The organism is Streptomyces aquilus (genome assembly GCF_003955715.1).
Classification (GTDB): Bacteria; Actinomycetota; Actinomycetes; order Streptomycetales; family Streptomycetaceae; genus Streptomyces; species Streptomyces aquilus.
This window is the reverse complement of the sequence record NZ_CP034463.1, coordinates 9,284,225-9,307,473: the sequence shown is the minus strand read 5'-3', so window position 1 is coordinate 9,307,473 and position 23,249 is coordinate 9,284,225. Positions and strand designations below refer to the sequence as shown.

Genomic DNA, 23,249 nt, shown 5'->3' with positions numbered 1-23,249 from the left:
CGCCCCCCTCACCCCAGCAGACCTACCTCCCGAGCAAGGACCTCCATGACCCTCACCGACACGGCGACGGCCCTTCCGCCCCGGCAGACCCTGCCCGCCGAAGAACGCTTCGCCACCGAACTCGCCTTCCTCGCCGCCCACGACGACGGCCCCCGTCCGCCCGGCTGGCTGCTGACGCCCCGCGCGGTGATCACCTTCGTGTGCGGCAGCGGGGGCGAGGCCCTCAAGCTCCCCGAGTCCCACCCGGGGTTGCCGGACGAACTGGTCGTCGCGCCCAAGTTCGTCGGCGAACGCGCCCTGGTGGAGCGGTGCGTGGTCACCCTCGCCGGAGAGCGCGGACTGCTCCTGGTCGGCGAGCCCGGCACCGCCAAGTCGATGCTGTCCGAGCTGCTGTCGGCCGCCGTCAGCGGCACCAGCGCGCTGACCGTGCAGGGCACCGCGGGCACCACCGAGGACGCCCTGCGCTACGGCTGGAACTACGCCCTGCTCCTCGCCCAGGGCCCCACCCCGCAGGCGCTCGTGGACTCTCCCGTGCTCGCCGCGATGCGCGCCGGGCGGGTGGCCCGGGTCGAGGAGATCACCCGCTGTCTGCCCGAGGTCCAGGACGCGCTGGTGTCGATCCTGTCCGACCGGCGGATGAGCGTGCCCGAGCTGTCCGGCACCGAGGACGCCCAGGTCGCCGCCGCTCCCGGGTTCACCGTCATCGCCACCGCCAACCTCCGCGACCGCGGGGTGTCGGAGATGTCCGCCGCCCTCAAGCGCCGCTTCAACTTCGAGACCGTGCACCCGATCGCCGACGTCGAGGCCGAGACCGCCCTGGTCAAGCGGCAGGCCACGGCGGCCGTCGAACGGGCGGGCGCCGCGTTCGGCGTCGACGACGCGGTGCTCGACGTCCTCGTCACCGTCTTCCGCGACCTGCGGGCCGGCCGCTCGGCCGAGGGCTGGGACGTGGAACGCCCCGGCACGGTGATGTCCACCGCCGAGGCCGTGCAGGTCGCCGCCTCCCTGGGGGTGGCCGCCGCCTATCTGCCCGGCGGTGACTCCCTCGATCTGGTCCCCGGCCATCTGCTGGGCGTGGTCCGCAAGGACGACCCCGCCGACCACGCGCGACTCCTCGGCTACTGGGACGGCCCCGTGCGCCGCCGCGCCGAGGACGGCTCGGCGACCTGGCGTCGCCTCTGGGACCTGCGGGAGAACCTTCGGTGACACTCGTTCAGGAACCGAGGGCGGCCCTCACCGCCCTCGCCGACTCGACCGTCCCGTACCTGCTGGGGGTACGGCACCACAGCCCGGCGCTCGCCGCCGCGGTGCCCGCCCTGCTGGACGCCTCCGGCGCCGAGGTCGTGTGCGTGGAGCTGCCCGCCGACTTCCAGCCGTGGCTGACCCACCTCGGTGCGCCGGGCACCGTCGCCCCGGTCGCGCTGGCCGGGGCCGGTGAGGGCGGGCGGCTCGGCTTCTATCCGTTCGCCGACTTCTCGCCCGAACTCGCCGCGATCCGCTGGGCCCGGGAGCGCGGGGTGGAGGTCGTGTGCTGCGATCTGCCCATGTCCGACCCGCGGTGGGCCGAGGCACCGGCCGGGGACCCGCGCACCCCGGCCGACCGGACGCCCACGGCGTTCGCGGCGGCGCTCACCGCGGCCGGTACGGGCCGCGACGGCGACGACATGTGGGACCGCAGCGTGGAGGTCCTCGCGCCGGGCTGCACCCCCGAGGCCGTCCGCCGCGCCGCCCTGTCCGTCGGCTGGGCCCTGCGCCGCGACGCCGAGTCCACGGGCGGGGTACCCGCGGTGGACCTGGCACGCGAGGCGTACATGCGCGAGACGATCACCCGCGCCGCGACCGACGGACGCCGGGTCGCGGCCGTCGTCGGCGCCTTCCACGCACCGGCGTTGACCGAAGGTGCCGCTACAGCAGACGAGCCGGCCTCCGGCGAGGAACTCCCCGCCGTCGTCACCTCCCTCGTCCCGTACGCCTTCGACCTGTTGGACTCCCGCTCCGGATACCCGGCCGGCATCCGCGACCCGCGCTGGCAGCAGGCGGTGTTCCTGGCCGCCGGCGATCCCGAGCGGCTGTACGAGGCCGCCGCCCGTGCGATCACCGACGTGTGCCGTGACTTGCGCGCGGACGGGCATGTCGCCGGTACCGGTGAGGCCCGGGAGACCCTGCGGGTGGCGGGTGACCTGGCCCGGCTGCGCGGACTCGCCGCGCCCGGGCGCGGCGAGGTGCTGGAGGCGCTGACGACCGTGCTGGGACAGGGCGAGCCCCTGGGCCGCGGCCGAGCGCTCGCCAAGGCGCTGGAGACGGTACTGGTCGGCACCGACCGGGGCCGGGTCGCCCCGGGTACGCCCCGCTCCGGGCTCGGCCCGTCCGTCGAGGCCGAACTCGCCGCACTGCGCCTTCCCGGCCCCGACGACCCCGCCCCGCGCGAGCTGCGGCTCGACCCGCTGCGCTCGGCCCTGGACGGCCGCCGCGAGATCCTCCTCCAGCGGCTCGCCGTCTGCGGCGCCGGGTACGGCGAACCGGTCCAGGTGTCCGGCACGGGCGACGCGTCCGCGCTGACCACCCGGTGGCGGCTGTCGTGGACCCCGGCCGTGCCCGTCCGGCTGGACCTGGCCGGCATCCGCGGCGTCACCGCGGCGCGCGCCGCCGAGGGCACCCTGCGCGAGAACTTCCGCAGGGAGTCGGCGGAGGGCGGCCCCACCAGCGCCCTCGTGCTCACGGGACTGCGCGACGCCGCCCGGTGCGACCTGCCCGCGCTGGTCGCGGAGCGCCTGGCGGACGCCGCCGAGGTCCTCCCCACCTGTGCCGCCCTCCCCGAACTCCTCGCCGCCCTCGACCTGTTGGAGGCACTGCGGCGCGGTCACCTGCCCGGCACCACACCCGAGGGCCGGCGGACGGCGGCCGAACTCGCCGCCGAACTGCTGGAGTCGGCGGTACGGTCCCTGCCGGGGCTGGCGGGCAGCGACGACCCCGAGGAGACGGGCGCCCTCGTCGCCCTCGCCTCCCGGGCCGGCGAACACCGCCTCGGGCTGCGCATGGACGACGCCCTGAGCGACCTCGCGCGCACCGGTTCCCCGCTCGTCCAGGGAGCGTCGCTCGCCGCCCGCGTCCTGCTCGACCTCGACGACGCGGACACGCTCGGCTCCCGCGCCGCTGGCTGGATCGACACCGCCACCGGGCCGGATCAGCGGCATGCGCTCAGCCGCCGGCTCACCGGCCTGCTCGGCGGAGCCGCTCCGCTGCTGCAATCGGCGCCGACCGCGCTGGACCCCCTGCTCGACCGGATCGACGCACTCACCGACCAGGGCTTTCTCGACCGACTGCCCGCCCTGCGCGGCGGGTTCGACACCCTCAGCCCGGCCGGCCGGGACCGGCTCCTCGACACGGTCACCGAGCGCCTGGGCGACCGTATCGACCTCTCGCTCGGCGCCTCGCCCCACCTGCTCGCGCTGTGGACGGCCGCCGACGCGGCGGGCCGGGCGGCGGTCGAGTCCCTGCGCCCACCGCTGGGCACGAGCCTGCCCACGGCACGGGACACACCGGCCGCGCCACCGTCCCCCACGGACGCTTCCGAACCGCCGATGCCGTCCTCCTGCACAGGCACTTCCGACGCACCGACGTCGTCCTCCCCCACCAGCACTCCCGCCGCACCGACGTCGTCCTCTCCCACCGGCACTCCCGCCGCACCGACGTCGTCCTCCCCCACCGGCACTCCCGACGCACCGACGTCGTCCTCCCCCACCAGCACTCCCGCCGCACCGACGACGTCGCCCTCCCCCACACACGCTCCCGCCACCCAGTCGGCGCCGCCCTCCCGCCCACAGCCCGACGCGCCCCTCCACCTCACCCCCACCGACCGCTGGCGCCTCCTCCTCGGCCGCGAGAGCGAGAGACTCCCGCAGCACGCCCGCCGTTACGCCCACGCGCTCGACGAGCTGTACGGCACCGGCCGTGGCGAGGGCTCCGCCGACCTGGGCCGTGCGGGCGGGCAGGGTGGCGGCCAGGACGCGTCCTTCCCGACCGCCCGCGAGTGGGCCGAGGAACTCGACGCGCTGTTCGGCGCCGACGTCCGCGAGGAGGTCCTCGCCCGGGCCGCCGACCAGGGCCGCGCGGACGTCCTCACCGAGCTCGACCCGAAGGCCGTCCGCCCTTCGGTCGACCTGCTGACGTCCGTGCTGAACCTGGCCGGCGGGATGCCGGAGCAGCAACTGGCCCGGCTGCGCCCGCTGGTGCGCCGCCTCGTCGACGAACTGGCCAAGGAGCTGGCCACCAAGCTGCGCCCGGCACTCACCGGCCTGGCCACCCCCCGTCCGACGCGCCGTCCGGGCGGCCGCATCGACCTGCCGCGCACCCTGCGGGCGAACCTCGCCCACACCCGCAGGACGGAGGACGGCCGCACCCTGGTCGTCCCGGAGCGGCCGGTGTTCAGCACCCGCTCCCGCAGGGAGGCGGACTGGCGGCTGGTTTTGGTGGTCGACGTCTCCGGGTCGATGGAGGCGTCGGTCGTCTGGTCGGCGCTGACCGCGGCCGTCCTCGGCGGAGTGCCCACGCTCAGCACGCACTTCCTCGCCTTCTCCACGGAGGTGATCGATCTGACGGACCGCGTCGACGACCCGCTGTCGCTGCTGCTGGAGGTCCGGGTCGGCGGCGGCACGCACATCGCCGCCGGTCTGGCGCACGCCCGGTCCCTGGTGACCGTCCCCAGCCGGACCCTCGTGGTGGTGGTGAGCGACTTCGAGGAGGGGTATCCGCTCGGCGGACTCCTCGGCGAGGTACGCGCCCTCGCGAGCTCCGGGGTGCATCTGATGGGCTGCGCCGCCCTGGACGACACCGGCACCCCGCGCTACTCGGTCCCCGTGGCCCAGCAGCTGGTCGCGGCCGGGATGCCAGTCGCCGCCCTCAGTCCCCTGGCCCTCGCCCGCTGGGTGGGGGACCGTCTCCGCGGAGAGGCCCGATGAACGCCGAACTTCCTCCCGTGGCGCCCGAGGTGGTCGCCGCCGCCGTGGAGCAGCTGACGTCCCGGCTGCGCAAGAAGCTGGACGCCACGATCGAGACGTACGCGACGCTGCCCGTCACCGTCGACGGCGACGTACGGCGGGTGCGGTGCGGTGAGGACGCCGAGGTCACGCTCACGCCCGGGCCGTCCGGCGTGGTCACGGACGCCGGTCAGGCGGAGTGCAGCTGTCTGCTCGCGCCCCGGTGCCTGCATCGCACGGCGGTGCTGGGCGCCGCCCCCGTGGCCGACGCGGACACGGTCGTCGAGACGCCGGTTCCCTCCTCCCAGGACAGGCCCGATGACGCGCCGGAGCCGGCGGGTTCGGGGCACGACGTGGACACCGGGCCGACCCCCGCGCAGGTGTCCGCCGCGGCCGGGCTGTGGGGAGCGGCGGCCGCGCTGCTGGCGGCCGGGGTGCCGGGCGCGGGTGCCGTACCGCAGGCGGAGCTGCTGCGGGCGGCGCACACCGCCCGGCTGGCCGGGTTGCACCGGCCGGAGGCGGCGGCCCTGCGGGTGGTACGTGCCGTACGCGCCGCCCGCGCCCGGCATGACGGTCATCGGCTGGCCGACCTGGTGGCGGCGTTGCGTGAACTGCTCCTCACCAGCGGGCTGTTGGCCGCTTCCGATCCGGACCCGGCCCTGGTCGGCACCGCGCGGCGCGGCTACCGTCCGGGTGGTGGTCTGCGGGTCCACGGGGTGTGCCGGGAGCCGGTGATCTCGGCCACCGGCTACGGCGGGGTCGTCACGCATGTCCTCTCCGACGACGGGCGTTGGTTCTCGGTGGCCGACGTCAAGCCCGGCGGACCCGCCCGGGCGCGAGGTGCCGCGACGGCCACCGTGGCGCTCGGCTCCGGCAGCGTCGATCACGCCCAGCTGTCCCGGGGCGGGCTGCTGATCTCGGGCGCGACGCTGTCGCCGGACGGTCGCCTCGGCGCCGGGAAGGGCGTGCGGGCCACCCCGGTGCCGGGCCTGTCCTGGACGTCGGGCCCGCTCGCCGACCTGTTCTCCCGCCCCTTGGCCGAGGCCGCGGTGGCACGGCTCGCGGTCGGCGCGGTGAGCGATCCGGAGCGGTCGGGGCCGGGCGCCGAGGAGCTGATCGGCTGTGACGTCATCGTCGTAGGAGCGAACGAGGACCACCTGTTCGTAAGGGAGTTGGCGCCCGACGGGGCGGACGGGGAGGGCCTGCTGTTCCGGCTGGTGCCCGCCAACGGCCACCCCGGCCTGGCGCACGTGGCCAACTTCCGCAGGCTGGCGGCGTGTCCGGGGCTGCGGCTGCGTGTGGTGGGGCGCCTCGATCCCGACCGGGCCGCGACGCTCCGTCCGCTGGCGGTCGGACCGCTGCCGGACGGCGCGGCGACCCTGCGGCTGCCGGCGGAGTGGGCGGGCCACGCCGATCTGGGCTACGACCGCCTCGAAGGCGCGCATTTCCCGCCCGCCGAAGAACTGCCGGCGGTGACCGGGGTGTCCGCGCTCCCGCCGGACCCGGTGGCCGAGGCGCCGCTGTGGCGGCTGCGGCGCCTGGTCGAGGTGGCGGTGTCCGGGGGTCGGCGCGCCGCTGCCGAGCCCGCTCGTGACGGCGACCGGGCCGCTGGGGCCACGGCCCTGCGGCGCAGCGGCTTCCGGACGGCCGCGGACCTGGCGGAGGCGCTGGCCGCGGAGGCCGACCGCCGCGGCCGCGATGTGTTCGGGCGGACCCAGCAGGCCGATCCGGACGGGTACGCGCGGGCGTGGCTGGCCGCGGCCGTCTGTCTGTCCGGTACGGAACGGGCCCTGGTCGAGGCGACCTGGCGGCCGCAGGCCGTCCTGGCGTGATCACCGGCCGCCGCTGTCCCCTGCGACGCCGCCGGTCGTGTCACCGGCCGTCGACAGGGGTACCCGGCGGGTCGATCGCCACCCCGTCAGGAGTGATCACGATGACGTATCCGACCCCGTCACAGGCCGAGGGGGAACGGGAAGAGCCTGACACGCGGGACACGGCCGACGAACCGACGCCCGAGCGTACGACGCCTTCGCAGGCGGAGGGCGAACGCGACGACGGGGCCGGCCGCGTCGCCGGCCCGACCGACAGCCCACAGGAGCGTGAGCCATGACCAGCCCCGACCCCGAGCCCAGGCGGACGACGGGACTCGAACCCGGGGGCGGGGTACCGCCCGGCGAGACGCCTCCCGGCGAGTCCGGCACCTCCGGCATCTCCCACCCCGAGCCACCCGAGTTGCGGAAGGCCTGGGGCCCCGTGCCGCTCGTCCTGATCATGCTGCTGGTGGCGCTGTTCGCGATCGGGCTGATCGGCATGGCCGTGGCCCTGATCGCCTAGCGGACGCGAGCGGTGCCCCGGCTCGCGTGCCGCGACGGGCACCCCGCCGTCCGAGCCGGCAGAGCGACGCGTCCGTGTCGCGGACCGTACGCCGGGTACTCGGGGCGCTCTGGCGAAGAAAGGTCAGTGCAGAAGGGGCAGTGATGACGCAGCACCGCGACGAGACGGCCGGTCGGCGTAGCGACGTGGCCGAACTGCACCTCGCCTCGGAGGAACCGGAACCGCTCCTCCGCGGCGGCGCGCTCGCGCACGACTCCCTCACCGACGACGCCGACCCGGAGGTACTCCCGGTCGACCGCAACCAGGCCATCCTGCGGGCCGCGAAACGGACCGGGGCGCTGCTGAAGCAGACGGGCCATCCCTTCGCCCTCGCCGGCAGCGTGGCCGTGTACGCGCACGGCGGCGCCCAGAACCTCCAGCACGACGTCGACTTCTGCATCCGCCCCGAGGACGCCGAAGCCGTCGCGGAGGCCCTGCGGGCGGCCGGTCTGCCGGTGCGCAGGCCGCCCGAGGACTGGCTGCTGAAGGCCACCTGTCTCGGACAGCAGGTCGACCTGATCTTCGAGCTGGCCCACCAGCCCGTCACCACGGAACTGCTGGGGCGGGCCCAGAACCTGTCGGTGGACTCCGTGCACATGCCGGTCCTGGCGCCGACCGACCTCATGCGCAGCCTCATGGCCGCCTTCTCCGAGCACCACTGCGACTTCGGTGCGGTGCTGCCGATCGCCCGCACCCTGCGCGAGAAGATCGACTGGGCCGACGTGCGCCGCACCTGCGCGGGCTCCCCGATGCCCGACGCCTTCCTCTACTTCCTGGAACGGCTGGACGTCATCCCACCCCAGCAGCCGCGCCAAGAGGCGTCCCGATGACCGGCCCCGCCGGGAACATCGAGTACCGCATCGCCCACCTCCGCGAGCGGCTCGCCGCCGGGGAACTGGGCGAGCTGGGCGTACGCGTGGAGGTGCGCGGCCAGACGGTCGTGATCACCGGCACGGTCCCGTCGGCCGAGTGCCGGGACATCCTGCTGCGCACCGCCCGCCAGGAGCTGGCCGAACTCGCCGTGCACAGCGATGTCGTCGTCGCCGAGAACACCTCACCCGACCATGCGGAGGAGCTGCCGTGATCCGCGTCGCCGCCGTCGGTGACATCCACATGGGTGCCGAGAGCCAGGGGCTGCTGCGGCCCGCGTTCGACACGCTGCCGGACTGCGCCGACCTGCTGCTGCTCGCCGGGGACCTCACCCGGCACGGCACGCCCGAGGAGGCGCGTGTCGTGGCACGGGAGGTACAGGGGCTGGCGGTGCCGGTGGTGGCCGTACTCGGCAACCACGACCACCATGACGACCAGCCCGAGAAGGTCACCGGCCTTCTCCAGGACGCCGGTGTGACCGTCCTGGAGGGACAGTCCACCGTCCTGGACTGCGCGGGTACGCGCGTCGGCGTGGCCGGGACCAAGGGGTTCGGCGGCGGATTCGTGGGGCGCAGCGCGGGCGAGTTCGGGGAACCGCTGATGAAGGAGTTCGTCCGCTACTCCCGGCGCTGCGCCGACGGCCTGCGCGAGGCGCTCGAAGAGCTGCGGGAGCGGGACTGCGAGGCGCGGATCGCGCTCACCCACTTCTCCCCGGTGGCCGACACCCTGGCCGGTGAGCCCCTGGAGATCTACCCCTTCCTCGGCAGCTACCTGCTGGCCGAGGCGATCGACACCGGCGGCGCCGACCTCGCGGTCCACGGTCACGCCCACAGGGGCACCGAGCACGGGATGACGGCCGGTGGCGTACGGGTCCGCAACGTCGCCCAGCCGGTGATCCGCCGTGCGTTCAACGTGTACCAGCTGCACACCGCGGACGAGGGAGCGGCAAGGGTGTAAGGGCCCTCACTGCCCTGCCGACCGTCGCACGACCCCGTGCCGCGCAGACACCGACACCGACACCGACAGTGCGACCAGAGCCACCCCCACCGCCTCCGCGACAAGCGTCCCCTGCGTGCCGACCAGACGGACGCCGAGCGCTCCGAGTCCGGCCCCGGCCAGCAGCGTGAGGACGCTCAAGGTGCGCCGGAGGTCGGCGGGCGCCGTGCGTTCCGCCGCGCGGCTGCCGATGAGGCCGGTCAGGGTGCCGGTCATGACCGTGGTCGTCAGCTCCGGTACACCCACGCGTCGGACGGCCGCGTTCTGCAGGCCCAGTGCCACGGCGCAGACGAGCACCTGCGAGGAGCGGTCACCGTCCGCCGTCGCGGCGAGGGCGAGAAGGACGGACTCCGCCGCCGCGCACAGGGCAAGCAGCGTACGGGAGGTGACGCGGTGCGGTGGCACCGCGCGGATCAGCAGCGCGCCGACGACGAAGCCGCCGAGGGCGGTCAGGGGCGCCGTCGCCGCGTGCCCCGGCGCACCGCTCAGTGCCAGGCCGACGAGGACGACGTTGCCGGTCATGTTGGCCACGAACACATGGCCGAGGCCGAGCAGGCTCACGGCGTCGATCACCCCGCTGAGGAGGGTGAGCACGAGCAGCGGTATCGGAAGCCAGTCGTGCCGGGGGTCGGCGACGAGCGCGCTGCGCAGCAGGGGCGTGGGGCGGTCGGTCTCCGGCCGGGTACGGGAGTTCATGTCGTCGTCCGTTTCCGAGCGTCGGAACCGCCCTTCAGACCGTGGTCACCGGGTGGTTCCGAGCCTCGCCATCGCCTCTCAGACCGCGGTCACCGGGCGGTACACCGGCTCCCACATGGCCTCCCGGACCCGTTCCTCGATCGTGGCGTCGATCGTCGTACGCGCGACTCCGTCCTCGGCCGCCGCGCGGGCCACGGCGACGGCCACGGCGGTGGAGGTGCGGCGCAGTTCGTTCGTGAGCGGCAGGATGGACGCCCCGGGTGCGGTGGGGTCGACCTGGGCCGCGACGGCGTGTGCCGCGGCGGCGAGCATGCCGTCGGTGACGCGGGTGGCGCGGGCGACGACGGCGCCCAGGCCGAGTCCGGGGAAGACCAGCGCGTTGTTGGCCTGGCCGATGAGGTGCGTGACCCCGTCCCGGGTGACCGGCTCGAAGGGGCTGCCGGTGGCGACCAGGGCGCGGCCGTCGGTCCAGTCGAGCAGCTCGGCGGGGACGGCCTCGGCGAGCCGGGTCGGGTTGGACATCGGCAGGATGATCGGGCGGTCGGCGTGCGCGGCCATGGCACGGACGACCGCCTCGGTGAAGGCGCCGCCCTGGCCCGAGGTGCCGATCAGGACGGTGGGGCGGACCCTGCGGACCACCTCCTCCAGCGGGATGCCGCCGAGCTTGTCGTCCCGCCGCCAGTCGGCGACCTCGTCGGCGGGGCGGGCGTAGGGCTGCTGGAAGTCGCGCAGGCCGTCCTGGTCCTGGGTGAGCAGCCCGTACCGGTCGACGGCCCAGAAGCGGCGGGTGGCGTCCTCGTGGCCGAGCCCGTCCGCGGCCAGGGCGTCCCGGAGCTGGTCGGCGACGCCGATCCCGGCGGTGCCCGCGCCGAAGACGACGACCCGGTGCTCGCGCAGCGGCAGCCCGCTGGCCCGGACGCCGGACAGGACGGCGGCGAGGTTGACCGCGCCGGTGCCCTGGATGTCGTCGTTGAAGACGAACCGGTCGTGGCGGTAACGGTCGAGGATGCGGCGGGCGTTGGCCGGTCCGAAGTCCTCGAAGTGCAGCAGCGCGTCGGGGAAGAGCCGGCTCACGGTGGTGACGTAGGCGTCGATGAAGGCGTCGTAGGTCCCGGTGTCCACGCGGGGGTGGCGGTTGCCCAGGTAGAGCGGGTCGTCGAGGAGTTGCTCGCGGTTGGTGCCGACGTCGAGGACGACGGCCAGGGTGCGGGCGGGGTCGATGCCGGCGGCGGCCGTGTAGACGGCGAGCTTGCCGACCGAGATGTCGATGCCGCCCACGCCCCAGTCGCCGATGCCGAGGATGGCCTCGCCGTCCGTGGCCACGACCAGGTCGACGTCGGCGGCCGTCAGCTCGGAGGCACGCAGTGCGGGTTCGATGTCCTCGGGGGCGTCGACGGAGAGGTAGATGCCGCGCGGGCGCCGGTACTCGTTGCTGTACCGCTCGATGGCGGTGCCGACGGTCGGGGTGTAGACGATGGGCAGCATCTCGGAGAGGTGGTCGCTGACCAGCCGGTAGAAGAGGACCTCGTTCCGGTCGTGCAGGGCGGTCAGGTACACGTTCTTGGCCAGGTCGCTGGGTTGCGCGGTGTACTGCCCGTAGGCGCGGTCGGCCTGCTGGTCCAGGGTGAGCACGCGGGGCGGGATGAGACCGTCGAGGCCGAGGGCGCGCCGTTCGGGCGCGGTGAAGGCCGTACCGCGGTTGAGCCGGGGGTCGGCGAGGACGGCCCGGCCGCGGGCCGATGTCTCGAAGCCTCGGGTCTGCGGGTTCCACCGGGTGTTCATCGTCGTTCTCCCTGAAGGGGCGGGTAGGGCTGAAGGGGCAGTGGGGCTGAAGGGGCGGGTCGGGGCTCACGGTCGGGTTCCATCGTCGTCTTGCCGTATTCAATGCGTCCAATGCCTGGATACGTCCGAATGCATGCACCCCTAGCATGGGTTCCATGGACGTGCAGGTACTCCGGTCGTTCCGGGCCGTGGCCGAGGGTGCGACCGTGACGCAGGCCGCGGCGGAGGCGCATCTGACCCAGCCGGCCCTGTCCCGGGCCCTCCGGCGGCTGGAGCGCGAGGTCGGTGCCGAGCTGTTCCAGCAGGTGGGCCGGGTGCTGCGGCTGACACCCGCCGGGCAGGTGTTCAAGGAGCACGTGGACGACGTGCTGGACCGGCTGGACCATGGGCTGCGGGCGGTGCGGGAGACGGTGTCCCCGGAGTCGGGCCTGATCCCACTGGCGTTCCTGCACTCGCTGGGGACCTGGCTGCTGCCGTCGCTGATCACCGGCTACCGGGAGCGGTTCCCGCTCGCCCGCTTCGAGCTGCGGCAGGGCAGCGAGGCCGTCCTCCTCCGGACGCTGCTGGACGGCACGGCCGACCTGCTGCTCACCGCCGAGGATCCCGGCCATGCGCTGGTGACCTGGCGGCGCCTGCTGGTGGAGCCGCTGTGGCTGGCCGTGCCGCCGGGCCACCGGCTGGCCCAGCGCCGCCGGGCGCGGCTGGCCGAGGTCGCCGATGAGCCGTTCATCATGCTCCGGCACGAGCAGGGCCTGCGGGCCGTCACCGAGGCGCTGTGCCGACGGTCCGGCTTCACTCCGCGCGCCGGCTTCGAGGGCGACGAGGTGGCCACGCTGCGCGGCCTGGTCGCGGCGGGCCTCGGCGTCTCGCTCCTCCCGCGCCCGCACTCGGCCACCCCGGCCGGCCGCCGCGCCCCCCGCTACCTCCAGGTCACCGACGTGGAGACCACCCGCGACATCGGCATCGCCTGGCTGACGTCCCGCGCCCTGCCGGCCAACTCCCGGCGCTTCATCGACCACGCCCTGGACCACGCGGCGGCGGTCGCGGAGCAGGAGCACGTGTCCGCGCAGGAGCAGTGAACGAACGCCCGCACCGGGCCCTTTTCCGACGGATCTCGGGATCGGCGATGAGTTTCGGCGGCGGGCAGGGTCTCACCACCGATATCGGCGTCTCAGGAGGAACACATGGCACAGCTACTGCGCGTACAGAACTTCATGGTCTCGAGTGACGGCGTCGCCGCCGGCGAGAACCAGAGCCTGGAGAACCCGTTCGGCCTCGACGGAGCCGAGCGGCTGTTCTCCTGGGCCGGTGCGACGGCGAGCTGGCCCAACCGCACCGACCCCGGTGGCAGCCGGGGTCTGGACGACTACTTCGCCCGGGACTTCAGGAACAACATCGGCGCCGAGATCATGGGCCGCAACAAGTTCGGCCCGCAGCGCGGCCCCTGGCAGGACCACCAGTGGCGCGGCTGGTGGGGCGAGGAACCGCCGTTCCGCACCCCGGTGTTCGTGCTGACCCACCACCCGCGCCCGTCGATCACCCTCTCCGACACCACGTTCCACTTCGTGGACGCCGACCCCGCCACCGCGCTGGAGCTGGCGCGGGAAGCGGCGCAGGGCAAGGACGTCCGGCTCGGCGGCGGGGTCACCACCGTCCGCGAGTTCCTCGACGCCGACCTCGTCGACACCCTCCATGTGGCGGTCGCGCCGGTGAAGCTCGGGACCGGGCTGCGGCTGTGGGACTCCCCGGACGAACTCCTGGACCGCTTCCATCTGGACGTCGTGCCCAGCCCGAGCGGCGTGACCCACCACCTGCTCTGGCGCAAGTGACGGGACAGCCGATGCCCCCACACGTTCAGGACAGCGAAGTCAGCGCCCTCCTCAGGGTGTTGGACTCCCAGCGACGCCATGTGCTCGGCATCCTCGACGGCCTGGAGGGGGCCGAGGAGGAGGCGCTGCGACGGCCCGTGCTGCCCTCGGGATGGCACTGCCTGGGGATGGTCCGGCATCTCGCGCTGGACGTCGAGCGCTTCTGGTTCCGGGCCGTCGTCGCCGGGGACGAGGAGGTGATCCGCGCTCTGCCGAGCGGCGACGAGGCCTGGCGGGTGGCCCCCGGGGTACCGGCGGCCGCCGTGCTCGACGGCTACCGGCGGGAGGCGGAGCTCGCCGACGAGGTCATCGCCGCCATCCCGGCCGACGCCGCCTTGGCCTGGTGGCCGCACGACCTGTTCGGCGAGCCGCACCTCCACACCCTGCGGGACGTCCTGCTGCACGTCATCACCGAGACCGCGTGCCACGCCGGACATCTCGACGCGGCCCGCGAACTCATCGACGGCCGCCGCTGGTTGGTCCTGACCTAGGGCGGCCGTACGGCGTTCAGCCCCGGTAGGCGACCAGTGCCATCATGCCGACCTCCGCGTGGTAGGCGTTGTGGCAGTGCAGCATCCACTGGCCGGGGTTGTCGGCGTCGAAGACCACGGAGAGCTTCCGCTTCGGCAGCACGACGGCGGTGTCCTTGCGCGGGCCGCCGCCGTCGAGCTGGTAGGTGTGCCCGTGCAGATGCATCGGGTGCCACATGCTCGTGGTGTTCACGAAGTCGAGCCGGACGCGCTGCCCTTCCTCGACCGTGAGCGGGTGCGCGGCCGGGTCGTCCATGTCGAACGGCCTGCCGTTGACGGTCCAGTCGTACATGGCCATGCCGCCGCGCAACTCGACGCGCAGCACCCGGTCCTCCTTCCTGGACGCCAGCCGGACGTCGTCGGCCGCGCGCAACCGGGACGCCGTCAGAATCCGGCCGTCCAGTTCCTTCGGGCGCACGGTCGCCCTCGGCGCGGCGCCCGGTCCCGTACGGACCAGGGCCATGCCGGTGGCGTCCTTGCCCTCGGCCAGTGCGACGAGCGGGAAGACCCCGTCGCCGAGGGTGACCAGCACGTCGTACCGCTCCCCCATCCCGATCAGGAGGGCGTCGGCCTGCTGGTGCTCGACGGGAAAGCCGTCGGTGTGCGTGACGGTCATCCGGTGGCCGCCGAGCGCCACCCGGTACGCGGTGTCGCCGCCCGCGTTGATCAGGCGCAGCCGGACCCGTTGCCCGGGCCTGCCGCGATAGACGTCCGGGTCGGCGGGAACCCGCCCGTTGACCAGGTGGTACGGGTACCTGACGTCCCCGGCGTCGCCGCCGAGCAGCGCGCTCTCGGCGCCCATCAGCATGAACCTCGTCGACATGCCGCCGGACGGCGACGAAGAGGCTTCCGCGGCCTCTCCCATGTCCATGCCGTCCATGCCGCTCATGTCATGGCCGCCGGAGCCGGAGCCGTCGCCCATGTCCATCCCGCCCATGCCGTGGCGGAGTTCGGCGAGGACCTCGTCGGGGGTGCCGGTGACGCCGTCGACCCAGTCGTCGAGGACGACGACCCATTCGTCGTCGTACGACAGCGGCTCCCGGGGGTCCTCGACGATCAGCGGCGCGTACAGGCCGCGGTCGAGCTGGACGCCGACATGGGGGTGGACGAAGTACGTGCCGGGTGCGTCGGCGATGAAGCGGTAGGTGAGGTTGGCGCCCGCGCGGACGGTTCGCTGGGTCACCGGGGGGACGCCGTCCATGTCGTTGCGCAGGGCGATGCCGTGCCAGTGCAGGGAGGTCGCGGTCCGGTCGGGCAGCTGGTTGGAGAGTTCGGCGGCCAGGGTGTCGCCGGCGGTGAGGCGGATCTCCTGGCCCGGGGCGCGGCCGCTGAACGCCCAGCTCCTGGCCGTGATCCCGGCGCCGAGGTCGAGCACGGCGGGGGCGGCGGTCAGGGTCACCTGGTGCGTCCTGCCGGTGCCCTTGCGCCGCTTCTCGGCCGCGGCGACCGCCGGGCCGGAGGGGTCGACCAGGGCGGCGGGGGCCGTACCGGAGTCGCTCGTACAGGCGGCGAGCGTGCCGGCGCCCGCGGCGCCGAGTCCGGCGAGCAGGACGGAGCGGCGGTGGATGCTGTTCATGGGTGGGTCCTCGATCTCGGGTGCGCAGAGGGAAGTGGGCGTGCCGGAGGGCTTCTCGGCCTGACGCGCAGGCGCGAGGAAGCCGCTGGGCACGGCCTAGATGCGCAGCTGGGAGAGGACGGACAGGTCCGGGGGTGCCCGCTCGACCGTCCCGGCGGCCTCGGGGCCCGTGGCGACGGCTTCGGGCGCGGAAGGACTCCACAGCACCGGTGTCCGCACGGGCGCCCGGAGCTTGACCACTTCGACGCCGGCGGCCGAACAGTGCTGCATGGCCGTCTCGGAGCACCCCGCCCGATCGACTTCGCCGGCCGACGGTACGACGGCGGCGGCGACCTGGCCGGCGACGGCCGTGTTGTCGTCGGTCGGCATGGTCGTCCCGGGCGTCATGACGTGCCGGGCGGATGCGGAGGCCGGGCCGGTCGACGGGGCGGACAGCTCGTGATGGACCAGCACGGCGAGTGCCGCGAGCACGGCGACGACGGCGGCGCACACCACACGGCCCACGCCCTGCCGGGCACGGTTCCGTGGGGTGGAGGCTCCCCGCACTGTCATCGCCGCTCTTCGGGTTCTCGGTGGACCGACCGCCGCCAATATACCCGGCGGGGGTAAGAGTGGGGGCCGGATCGCCATGGACGAGGGCCCGCCGGAGGGAGCCTCATCCGTCCCGAACCCTTGACGAGTCCCGTATGACTGCGTAGACATGTCCGCGTAGACATGACTGCGCAGTCATTGGAAGGATGCCTGTCGGCAGTCGGACCTCGCTCAACCGGTCGAGGAATTCGATCAAGGGGTCGAAACAACGGTCGACGGGAGACGCACATGGCGCCAGGGACGAAGCGCGGCGGGACCTCCGCGGCGCCGAGCGGCGTGGACGTGGCCCGGCTGGCCGGGGTCTCCCAGAAGACGGTCTCCAGGGTCTTCAACGACGAGCCGTACGTCTCCGCCGACGTGCGCAGACGCGTCCTCGACGCCGCCGAGCAGCTCGGTTACCGGCGCAACAACGCCGCCCGGGCGCTGGCTTCGGGCCGCACCCGTTCCATCGGGGTGGTCACGCTGGGCACCGCCCTGTACGGGCCCGCCTCGCTGCTCATGGGCGTCGAGCGGGCCGTACGGGACACGGGGTACGCGCTCCGGGTGGTCAACACGATGGAAGGCGATCCGGCGGGCGTCGCCGGCGCGGTCGGCTCACTCCTCGACCAGGGCGTGGACGGCATCGTCATCTCCGAACCGATCGAGGAGGAGGGCGCCGCGGGAGAGACACCCCTGCGCGTCGACGTTCCCGTCCTCGTGCTGGGCGCGCCCTCACCGGTGACCGCGCCCCTGGTGCTGACCGCGGGCGGCGGCGCCGGCCCGATGGCCCGGGCAGCCACCGAACACCTCCTGGAACTCGGCCACATGACGGTCCATCACCTCGCCGGTCCGCAGCGGTGGTACGCCGCCCGCGACCGCCTGGAGGGGTGGCGGGCCGCACTGACCGCGCACGGGCGGACCGTACCCCCGGTCATCGAGGGCGACTGGTCGGCCGCGTCGGGATACGCGGCGGGCCGGGAGGTGGCCCGGGACTCCGGTGTCACCGCCGTGTTCGCCGCCAACGACGACATGGCGATCGGTCTGGTCCGGGCGCTGGCCGAGGCGGGGCGGCGGGTGCCGCAGGACGTCTCTGTCGTCGGCTTCGACGACGTTCCCGTCGCCGCCTATGTGACGCCTCCCCTGACCACGGTGCGCCAGCTCTTCGACACCGTGGCCCAGGAAGGGCTCAAGCGTCTGGTGCACGCCATCGAGAACCCGGACGCGACACCGCTGCCGGCCGCCGATCCACCGGTCGACCTCATCGTCCGGGCGTCGAGCGGGCCGCTCGCGAAGGGAGGCCGGGACACCGGACACTGACCGCCTGCTGACCTCCGGCACCTCCGCCCGGGCGCCGTACCCGCACCGTCGGGACCCCGCCCCGGACCACGCCGAGGCGCACCCGCACACGACGGGCCGCGCCCCCAGGTCTTCCCCGGCCTTCGGCGCCCCGCCCCGCCCGGCCGCGACCGCGCCTTCCACGGAACGCGACGTACGCGCCGGCCTCCCCTGACTCCGTACGCACCGCCCGGCCGTGTCCCGGCCTCCGCGCCCCGGCCCACCCGTGCGCGCGCCTCTCGACGCGCCGCACCCCACCATGCCCCCGCACGCCCTCGCCAGGCGTGCCGCCATCTTCGCCTCCGGCGGGAGTTCACCATGCCCTACTTCGCCTCCGCGTCCAGCCCTTCGCCGATGAGCCGTCGGCTGTTCCTCTCCACCACGGGCGCCCTGTCGCTCGGCGCCGCCCTCACCGCCTGCGGCGGCGGCGACTCCGGCGGTTCCCCGGCCGCCGCCGAGCCGGTCGCCCAGGCCGACATCGACAAGGCCATGACGACGCCGACCGAGCTGACGTTCTGGACGTGGGTCCCGAACATCGCGAAGGAAGTCGCCCTCTTCGAGAAGAAGTACCCGGCCGTCAAGGTCAAGGTCGTCAACGCCGGCCAAGGCACGCCGGAGTACACGAAGTTGCGGACGGCCCTCAAGGCCGGCAGCGGCGCCCCGGACCTGGTGCAGATCGAGTACCAGGCCATCCCCACCTTCACGATCACCGGCAGCCTGCTGGATCTGCGCCCGTACGGCGCCTCCGCGCTCAAGTCGACGTTCGTGGACTGGACTTGGAGTCAGGTCAGCGGGCCGGACGGCGAGATCTGGGCGATACCGCAGGACACCGGCCCGATGGGCATGCTGTACCGCAAGGACATCTTCGACCGGCACGGCATCGAAGTGCCCGGCACCTGGGACGAGTTCGCGGCAGCCGCGCGCAAGCTGCACAAGGCGGACCCGGACGCCTACCTCACCAACCTCGCAGCCAACCAGGTCGCCGCCTGGCACGGCCTGCTCTGGCAGGCGGGCGCCAAGCCCTACGCCACCTCCGGCAAGAGCGAGATCACCATCAGCGTCGACGACGCCGTCTCCCGCAAGCTGGGCGCCTACTGGGGCGGCCTCGCGAAGGAAGGCGTCATCGGTGTGGAACCCGACTTCACCGACTCCTGGTACGCCGCCCTCAACAAGGGCAAGTACGCCACCTGGATCACCGCCGCCTGGGGGCCGGTGTTCCTGTCCGGTTCCGCCAAGGCCACGTCCGGCAAGTGGCGGGCGGCCCCGCTGCCCCAGTGGGACGCGGCCAAGCCGAGCTCCGGCAACTGGGGCGGCTCCACCACCGCGGTCATCCGCTCCACCAAGAACCCCGTCGCCGCCGCCGTGTTCGCCCAGTTCCTCAACAGCGACCCGGCCAGCGCGAAGATGTTCGCCACCGAGCAGTTCTTCTTCCCCGCCACCAAGGCCCTGCTCACGGACGCCGCGTTCGTCGCGGACGCGCCACCCTTCTACGGCGGCCAGAAGGTCAACCAGGTCTTCGCCGACATCAGCTCCACCGTCAACTCCTCTTTCCAGTGGCCCCCGTTCCTCGACCAGGCGGCGACCGACTGGACGGAGACCGTCGGCAAGTCCCTCGCCGACCGCACCGACACCATCCGCGCGCTCGGCAGCTGGCAGTCGCGCATGACGACGTACGCCAAGAACCAGGGCTTCACCGTCAAGGGGAGCTGAGATGACCGCCGCACGCCGCCGCCGGGCGGCCGGACCCCTGTTCGTCGCCCCGTTCCTGGCCCTGTTCCTGCTGCTCTTCCTCGCCCCGCTCGGCTACGCCGCCTACCTCAGCCTGTTCCAGGACCGGCTCATCGGCGGCAACGTCTTCGTCGGCCTCGACAACTACACCCAGGCCCTGCGCGATCCCCAACTCCTGCACGGAGTGGGCCGGGTGGCCCTCTTCTTCGTCATCCAGGTGCCCCTGATGCTGCTCCTGGCGCTGCTGTTCGCGCTCGCCCTGGACAGCGGCCTGCTGCGGCTCGCACGGGTGATCCGGCTGGGCATCTTCGTCCCGTACGCCGTGCCCAGCGTGGTCGCCGCGCTCATGTGGGGCTATCTGTACGGGCCGGACTTCGGTCCGTTCGCCCAGCTGAGCCGGGATCTGGGGCTGCCCGCCCCGGACTTCCTCAGCGACGGCCGGCTGCTCGGCAGCCTGGCGAACATCGTGACCTGGGAGTTCGTCGGCTACAACATGATCATCCTGTACGCGGCGCTGCGCACCATCCCCCAGGAGCTGTACGAGGCGGCCGCGATGGACGGAGCGGGCGCCTGGCGGATCGCCTGGTCGGTCAAACTCCCCGCGCTGCGGCCCGCGTTGCTGCTCACCCTGCTGTTCTCCGTCATCGGCAGCTTCCAGCTGTTCAACGAACCCAACCTGCTGATGAAGATCGCCCCGGACGTCATCAGCTCCTCCTACACCGCCAACCTCTACGCCTACTCCCTCGCCTTCACCGGTCAGCAGGTCAACTACGCGGCCACGGTCTCCTTCCTCCTGGGCCTCGTCATCGTGATCGCCTCCTACGCCGTCCTGCTCACCGCGAACCGCAGGAGGACCCCGTGACGACCACGACCCCCACGGCCACCGCCGTCCCCAAGACCACCGCACCCGAGACCACCCCGCGCAGGGCACGGCGCCGCGCCCGCCGCAGCACCCCGCTGACCATCGCCATGCTGGCCGCGCTCGCCTACTTCCTGCTCCCCCTGTTCTGGCTGCTCATCGCCTCGACCAAGAGCACCCAGGACCTCTTCAACAGCTTCGGCCTGTGGTTCTCCCACGCCCCGCAGCTGCTGACCAACATCAGGGAGACGCTCACCCAGGACGACGGCGTCTTCGTGCACTGGCTGCTCAACACAGTGCTGTACGCCGTCGTCAGCGCGGTCGGCGCGGCCCTGCTCGCGGCGGCGGGCGGGTACGGGTTCGCCAAGTTCCGCTTCCGCGGCGACCGGCTCGCCTTCAACCTCGTCCTCGGCGCCGTCATGGTCCCGACCACGGCCCTGGCGATCCCGACCTACCTGCTGTTCGCCAAGGCCGGTCTGGTCAACACCCCGTGGGCGATCATCCTGCCGTCCCTGGTCAACCCGTTCGGCCTGTATCTGATGCGGATCTACGCCGCCGACGCCGTCCCGGACAGCCTCCTGGAGGCCGCCCGCATCGACGGCGCAGGCGAGGCCCGCATCTTCTTCCGGATCGCCCTGCGACTGCTGGGCCCCGGCCTGGTGACGGTACTGCTGTTCACGCTCGTGGCGACCTGGAACAACTACTTCCTGCCGCTGATCATGCTCAACGACCCCGATCTGTACCCGATCACGGTCGGCCTGGCCTCCTGGGCCGCGCAGGCCCAGAACGGCGGGGCCGGTGCCAGCAGCGACATGCTCGCCCTCGTCGTGACCGGCTCACTGCTGTCCATCGTGCCGCTCGTCGTGGCCTTCCTGATGCTCCAGCGCTACTGGCAGAGCGGCCTGGCCGCCGGCGGCGTCAAGCAGTAACCCTCTCCCCATCCTTCGGAGGTCCCCTTCATGGCGGCTCTGCCTGCCCGCGTCCTGTTCGGCGCCGCGTACTACCACGAGTACCAGCCCTACGACCGCCCCGCCGAGCGTCTCAAGACCGACCTGGACCTGATGGCCGACGCCCATGTCACCGTGATCCGGGTCGGGGAGTCGGTGTGGTCGACCTGGGAGCCGGACAACGGCCGCTTCGACCTCGACTGGCTCCAGCCGGTGCTGGACGGCGCCCACGAGCGCGGCATCTCCGTCGTCCTCGGCACCCCGACCTACGCGGTGCCACCGTGGCTGGCCCGCCAGTACCCGGAGATCACCGGCGAGGGGCGGACCGGCGAGCGGTTCGGCTGGGGCGGGCGCCAGGAGGTCGACTTCACCCACCCGGCGTTCCGCTTCCACGCCGAACGTGTCATCCGCAAGATCGCCGCCCGGTACGCCGGCCACCCCGCGGTCATCGGCTTCCAGGTCGACAACGAGCCCGGCCTGCACCTCTTCCACAACCACGGCGTCTTCCAGCGCTTCGTCGACCATCTGCGGGACAGGTACGGCGACGTCGAGACCCTCAACCGGGAATGGGGCCTGGTCTACTGGTCGCACCGGCTGTCCACGTGGGCGGACCTGTGGACGCCGGACGGCAACCAGCAGCCCCAGTACGACGTCGCCTGGCGGGAGTTCCAGGCGCGGCAGGTCACCGAGTTCATCGGCTGGCAGGCCGACCTCGTCCGCGAGTACGCCGCCGAGGACCAGTTCGTCACCACCTGCATCTCCTACACCCGCCCCGGCGTGGAGGACGACGAGCTCACCGACCGGCTCGACATCGCCTCCGGCAACCCCTACTACGACATGCAGGATGGCCTGCTGCTGCCCGACCCCACTCCCGACGGCCACGAGCAGCTCTGGAAGACCACCGGCGTGTGGGCGCTGTACCGGACCGCCGACTGGATGTTCTCCTCCCGCCAGGAGCCGTTCCTGGTCACCGAGACCAACGCCGGTTCCATCGGTTTCCCCTGGGACAACCGCCCCGCCTACGACGGGCAGTGGCGCCAGGCGGCCTGGGCGCTGGTCGCCCGCGGTGCCCGCATGATCGAGTACTGGCACTGGCACACGCTGCACTTCGGCGCCGAGACCTACTGGGGCGGCATCCTCCCCCACACCGGCCGGCCGGGGCGGACGTACGCCGAACTCGCCCGCCTGGGTGCCGAGTTCGAGACCGCCGGTCCACTCGTCGCCGGGCTGGAGCCGGACGCGGACATCACGATGGTGTACTCGGCACCGAGCAAATGGCTGATGCAGAAGTACCCGCCGCTGGCCCGGCCGGACGGCAGCCCTGACCCGGCCGCCTACCACCGCTTCTTCGACCCCTTCTACCGCGGCGCGTTCGACGCCGGCCGCCAGGTCCGCATCGTCCACGCCCGCCAACTGCACGACCCACGCGGCGAACGGGAGGGCCTCGCCCCCGAGGAGGCCGTACACCGCCATCCCGTCCTCGTCGTCCCGGCCCTGTACCTCGCCGCCGACTCGACCCTCGACTGGCTGGCCGCCTACGCGCACGCCGGCGGCCATCTCGTCCTGGGCCCGCGCACCGGTTACGCCGACCACGAGGCCCGCGCCCGCGCCGAACGCGCGCCGGGGCGGCTCGCCGAGCACGCGGGCGTGTCCTACGACGAGTTCAGCGACCTCGCGCACGACATCCCGGTGCGTCCGGCACCCGGCAGCCCGCTGCACCTGCCCGCCGACGCCACGGCGACCCGCTGGGCGGACGGCCTCACCGTCGACGACGCCGACGTGCTGGCCGCCTACGACCATCCGCACTTCGGGCGCTGGCCCGCGGCCGCCACCCGGCGCCACGGCGCGGGCCGCATCACCTGCGTGGGCACCGTCCCCGGCCGCGCCTTCGCGCGGGAGCTGGCCGCCTGGCTGGCACCGGCCGCGCCCGGAGCCTGGCGGGACCTCCCGGCGTCCGTCACCGCGACCACCGGCACGGCCGCCGACGGCCGGCGCGTCCACGTCGTCCACAACTGGAACTGGCAACCGGCCGCCGTCCAGGCGCCCGTGCCCCTCACCGACGTCCTGACCGGGGCCGCCGTCCCCGCCGGGACCGCACTGGACCTGGGCCCGTGGGACGTACGCGTCCTGGTCGCCTGACCCC

Annotated in this window: 20 protein-coding genes; 16 read left to right on the top strand and 4 right to left on the bottom strand. The window is 73.5% G+C overall.

The window, feature by feature from the left end; all coding sequences use genetic code 11:
* Nucleotides 1–45: 45 nt before the first annotated feature.
* The 8 genes from EJC51_RS42625 (at nt 46) to EJC51_RS42590 (ending at nt 9,176) form a co-directional block, all read left to right on the top strand.
* A complete protein-coding gene (locus EJC51_RS42625; RefSeq protein WP_126276005.1) occupies nt 46–1,206 on the top strand; it encodes an ATP-binding protein in 1,161 nt (386 codons plus the stop codon).
* Entirely contained in the window at nt 1,203–4,958 is a 3,756-nt protein-coding gene (locus EJC51_RS42620; protein ID WP_126276004.1) for a vWA domain-containing protein, read from the top strand. Before EJC51_RS42625 ends, EJC51_RS42620 begins: the two co-directional genes overlap by 4 nt.
* Nucleotides 4,955–6,808: a hypothetical protein gene (locus tag EJC51_RS42615; RefSeq protein WP_126276003.1), complete on the top strand. Its 1,854-nt coding sequence runs from the start codon at nt 4,955–4,957 to the stop codon at nt 6,806–6,808. The genes EJC51_RS42620 and EJC51_RS42615 overlap by 4 nt, the downstream gene beginning before the upstream one ends.
* Nucleotides 6,809–6,909: 101 nt before the next feature.
* Nucleotides 6,910–7,086: a hypothetical protein gene (locus EJC51_RS42610; protein ID WP_166682959.1), complete on the top strand. Its 177-nt coding sequence runs from the start codon at nt 6,910–6,912 to the stop codon at nt 7,084–7,086.
* Nucleotides 7,083–7,310, top strand: coding sequence for a DUF6480 family protein (locus EJC51_RS42605; protein ID WP_126276002.1), 228 nt, complete (start codon nt 7,083–7,085; stop codon nt 7,308–7,310). The genes EJC51_RS42610 and EJC51_RS42605 overlap by 4 nt, the downstream gene beginning before the upstream one ends.
* Nucleotides 7,311–7,453: 143 nt before the next feature.
* Nucleotides 7,454–8,179, top strand: a complete 726-nt coding sequence (locus EJC51_RS42600) for a nucleotidyltransferase family protein (RefSeq protein WP_126276001.1) — start codon at nt 7,454–7,456, stop codon at nt 8,177–8,179.
* On the top strand, nt 8,176–8,433 hold the full coding sequence (locus EJC51_RS42595) for a BON domain-containing protein (RefSeq protein WP_126276000.1): 258 nt from the start codon (nt 8,176–8,178) through the stop codon (nt 8,431–8,433). Before EJC51_RS42600 ends, EJC51_RS42595 begins: the two co-directional genes overlap by 4 nt.
* Nucleotides 8,430–9,176, top strand: coding sequence for a metallophosphoesterase family protein (locus tag EJC51_RS42590; RefSeq protein ID WP_126275999.1), 747 nt, complete (start codon nt 8,430–8,432; stop codon nt 9,174–9,176). Before EJC51_RS42595 ends, EJC51_RS42590 begins: the two co-directional genes overlap by 4 nt.
* 6 nt (nt 9,177–9,182) lie before the next feature.
* On the opposite strand, the gene EJC51_RS42585 is transcribed toward EJC51_RS42590, so the two are convergent.
* Nucleotides 9,183–9,911, bottom strand: coding sequence for a YoaK family protein (locus tag EJC51_RS42585; RefSeq protein WP_126275998.1), 729 nt, complete (start codon nt 9,909–9,911; stop codon nt 9,183–9,185).
* A gap of 78 nt (nt 9,912–9,989) precedes the next feature.
* Nucleotides 9,990–11,693 (bottom strand): NAD-dependent malic enzyme, encoded by a 1,704-nt coding sequence (locus tag EJC51_RS42580; RefSeq protein ID WP_126275997.1) that lies wholly within the window; start codon nt 11,691–11,693, stop codon nt 9,990–9,992.
* 155 nt (nt 11,694–11,848) lie between these two features.
* Here EJC51_RS42580 and EJC51_RS42575 point away from each other — a divergent pair, with 155 nt between their 5' ends.
* The 3 genes from EJC51_RS42575 (at nt 11,849) to EJC51_RS42565 (ending at nt 14,052) form a co-directional block, all read left to right on the top strand.
* The gene (locus EJC51_RS42575) at nt 11,849–12,772 is read left to right on the top strand and encodes a LysR substrate-binding domain-containing protein (protein ID WP_126275996.1); all 924 of its coding nucleotides are present in this window, start codon (nt 11,849–11,851) and stop codon (nt 12,770–12,772) included.
* A gap of 105 nt (nt 12,773–12,877) precedes the next feature.
* Nucleotides 12,878–13,522 (top strand): dihydrofolate reductase family protein, encoded by a 645-nt coding sequence (locus EJC51_RS42570; RefSeq protein WP_126275995.1) that lies wholly within the window; start codon nt 12,878–12,880, stop codon nt 13,520–13,522.
* Between the two features lie 11 nt (nt 13,523–13,533).
* On the top strand, nt 13,534–14,052 hold the full coding sequence (locus EJC51_RS42565; RefSeq protein ID WP_126275994.1) for a mycothiol transferase: 519 nt from the start codon (nt 13,534–13,536) through the stop codon (nt 14,050–14,052).
* A 16-nt stretch (nt 14,053–14,068) separates the two neighbouring features.
* Here the strand turns inward: EJC51_RS42565 and EJC51_RS42560 are convergent, their stop codons facing one another.
* Both EJC51_RS42560 and EJC51_RS42555 read right to left on the bottom strand, forming a co-directional pair.
* Nucleotides 14,069–15,667 carry a multicopper oxidase family protein gene (locus tag EJC51_RS42560; RefSeq protein ID WP_126275993.1) on the bottom strand — a complete coding sequence of 533 codons (1,599 nt, stop codon included), beginning with the start codon at nt 15,665–15,667 and terminating at the stop codon, nt 14,069–14,071.
* A gap of 96 nt (nt 15,668–15,763) precedes the next feature.
* Nucleotides 15,764–16,219, bottom strand: a complete 456-nt coding sequence (locus tag EJC51_RS42555) for a DUF6153 family protein (protein WP_126275992.1) — start codon at nt 16,217–16,219, stop codon at nt 15,764–15,766.
* A gap of 267 nt (nt 16,220–16,486) precedes the next feature.
* Here EJC51_RS42555 and EJC51_RS42550 point away from each other — a divergent pair, with 267 nt between their 5' ends.
* The 5 genes from EJC51_RS42550 to EJC51_RS42530 all read left to right on the top strand — a co-directional run bounded on the left by EJC51_RS42550 (nt 16,487) and on the right by EJC51_RS42530 (nt 23,245).
* Complete coding sequence (locus EJC51_RS42550; RefSeq protein WP_165951086.1) at nt 16,487–17,554, top strand: LacI family DNA-binding transcriptional regulator; 1,068 nt, start codon at nt 16,487–16,489, stop codon at nt 17,552–17,554.
* Nucleotides 17,555–17,890: 336 nt separating this feature from the next.
* A complete protein-coding gene (locus EJC51_RS42545) occupies nt 17,891–19,282 on the top strand; it encodes an ABC transporter substrate-binding protein (protein WP_126275991.1) in 1,392 nt (463 codons plus the stop codon).
* A gap of 1 nt (nt 19,283) precedes the next feature.
* Nucleotides 19,284–20,162, top strand: coding sequence for a carbohydrate ABC transporter permease (locus tag EJC51_RS42540; RefSeq protein ID WP_126275990.1), 879 nt, complete (start codon nt 19,284–19,286; stop codon nt 20,160–20,162).
* The gene (locus EJC51_RS42535) at nt 20,159–21,088 is read left to right on the top strand and encodes a carbohydrate ABC transporter permease (RefSeq protein WP_126275989.1); all 930 of its coding nucleotides are present in this window, start codon (nt 20,159–20,161) and stop codon (nt 21,086–21,088) included. Before EJC51_RS42540 ends, EJC51_RS42535 begins: the two co-directional genes overlap by 4 nt.
* A 30-nt stretch (nt 21,089–21,118) precedes the next feature.
* On the top strand, nt 21,119–23,245 hold the full coding sequence (locus tag EJC51_RS42530; RefSeq protein ID WP_126275988.1) for a beta-galactosidase: 2,127 nt from the start codon (nt 21,119–21,121) through the stop codon (nt 23,243–23,245).
* The last annotated feature ends 4 nt before the right edge of the window (nt 23,246–23,249 follow it).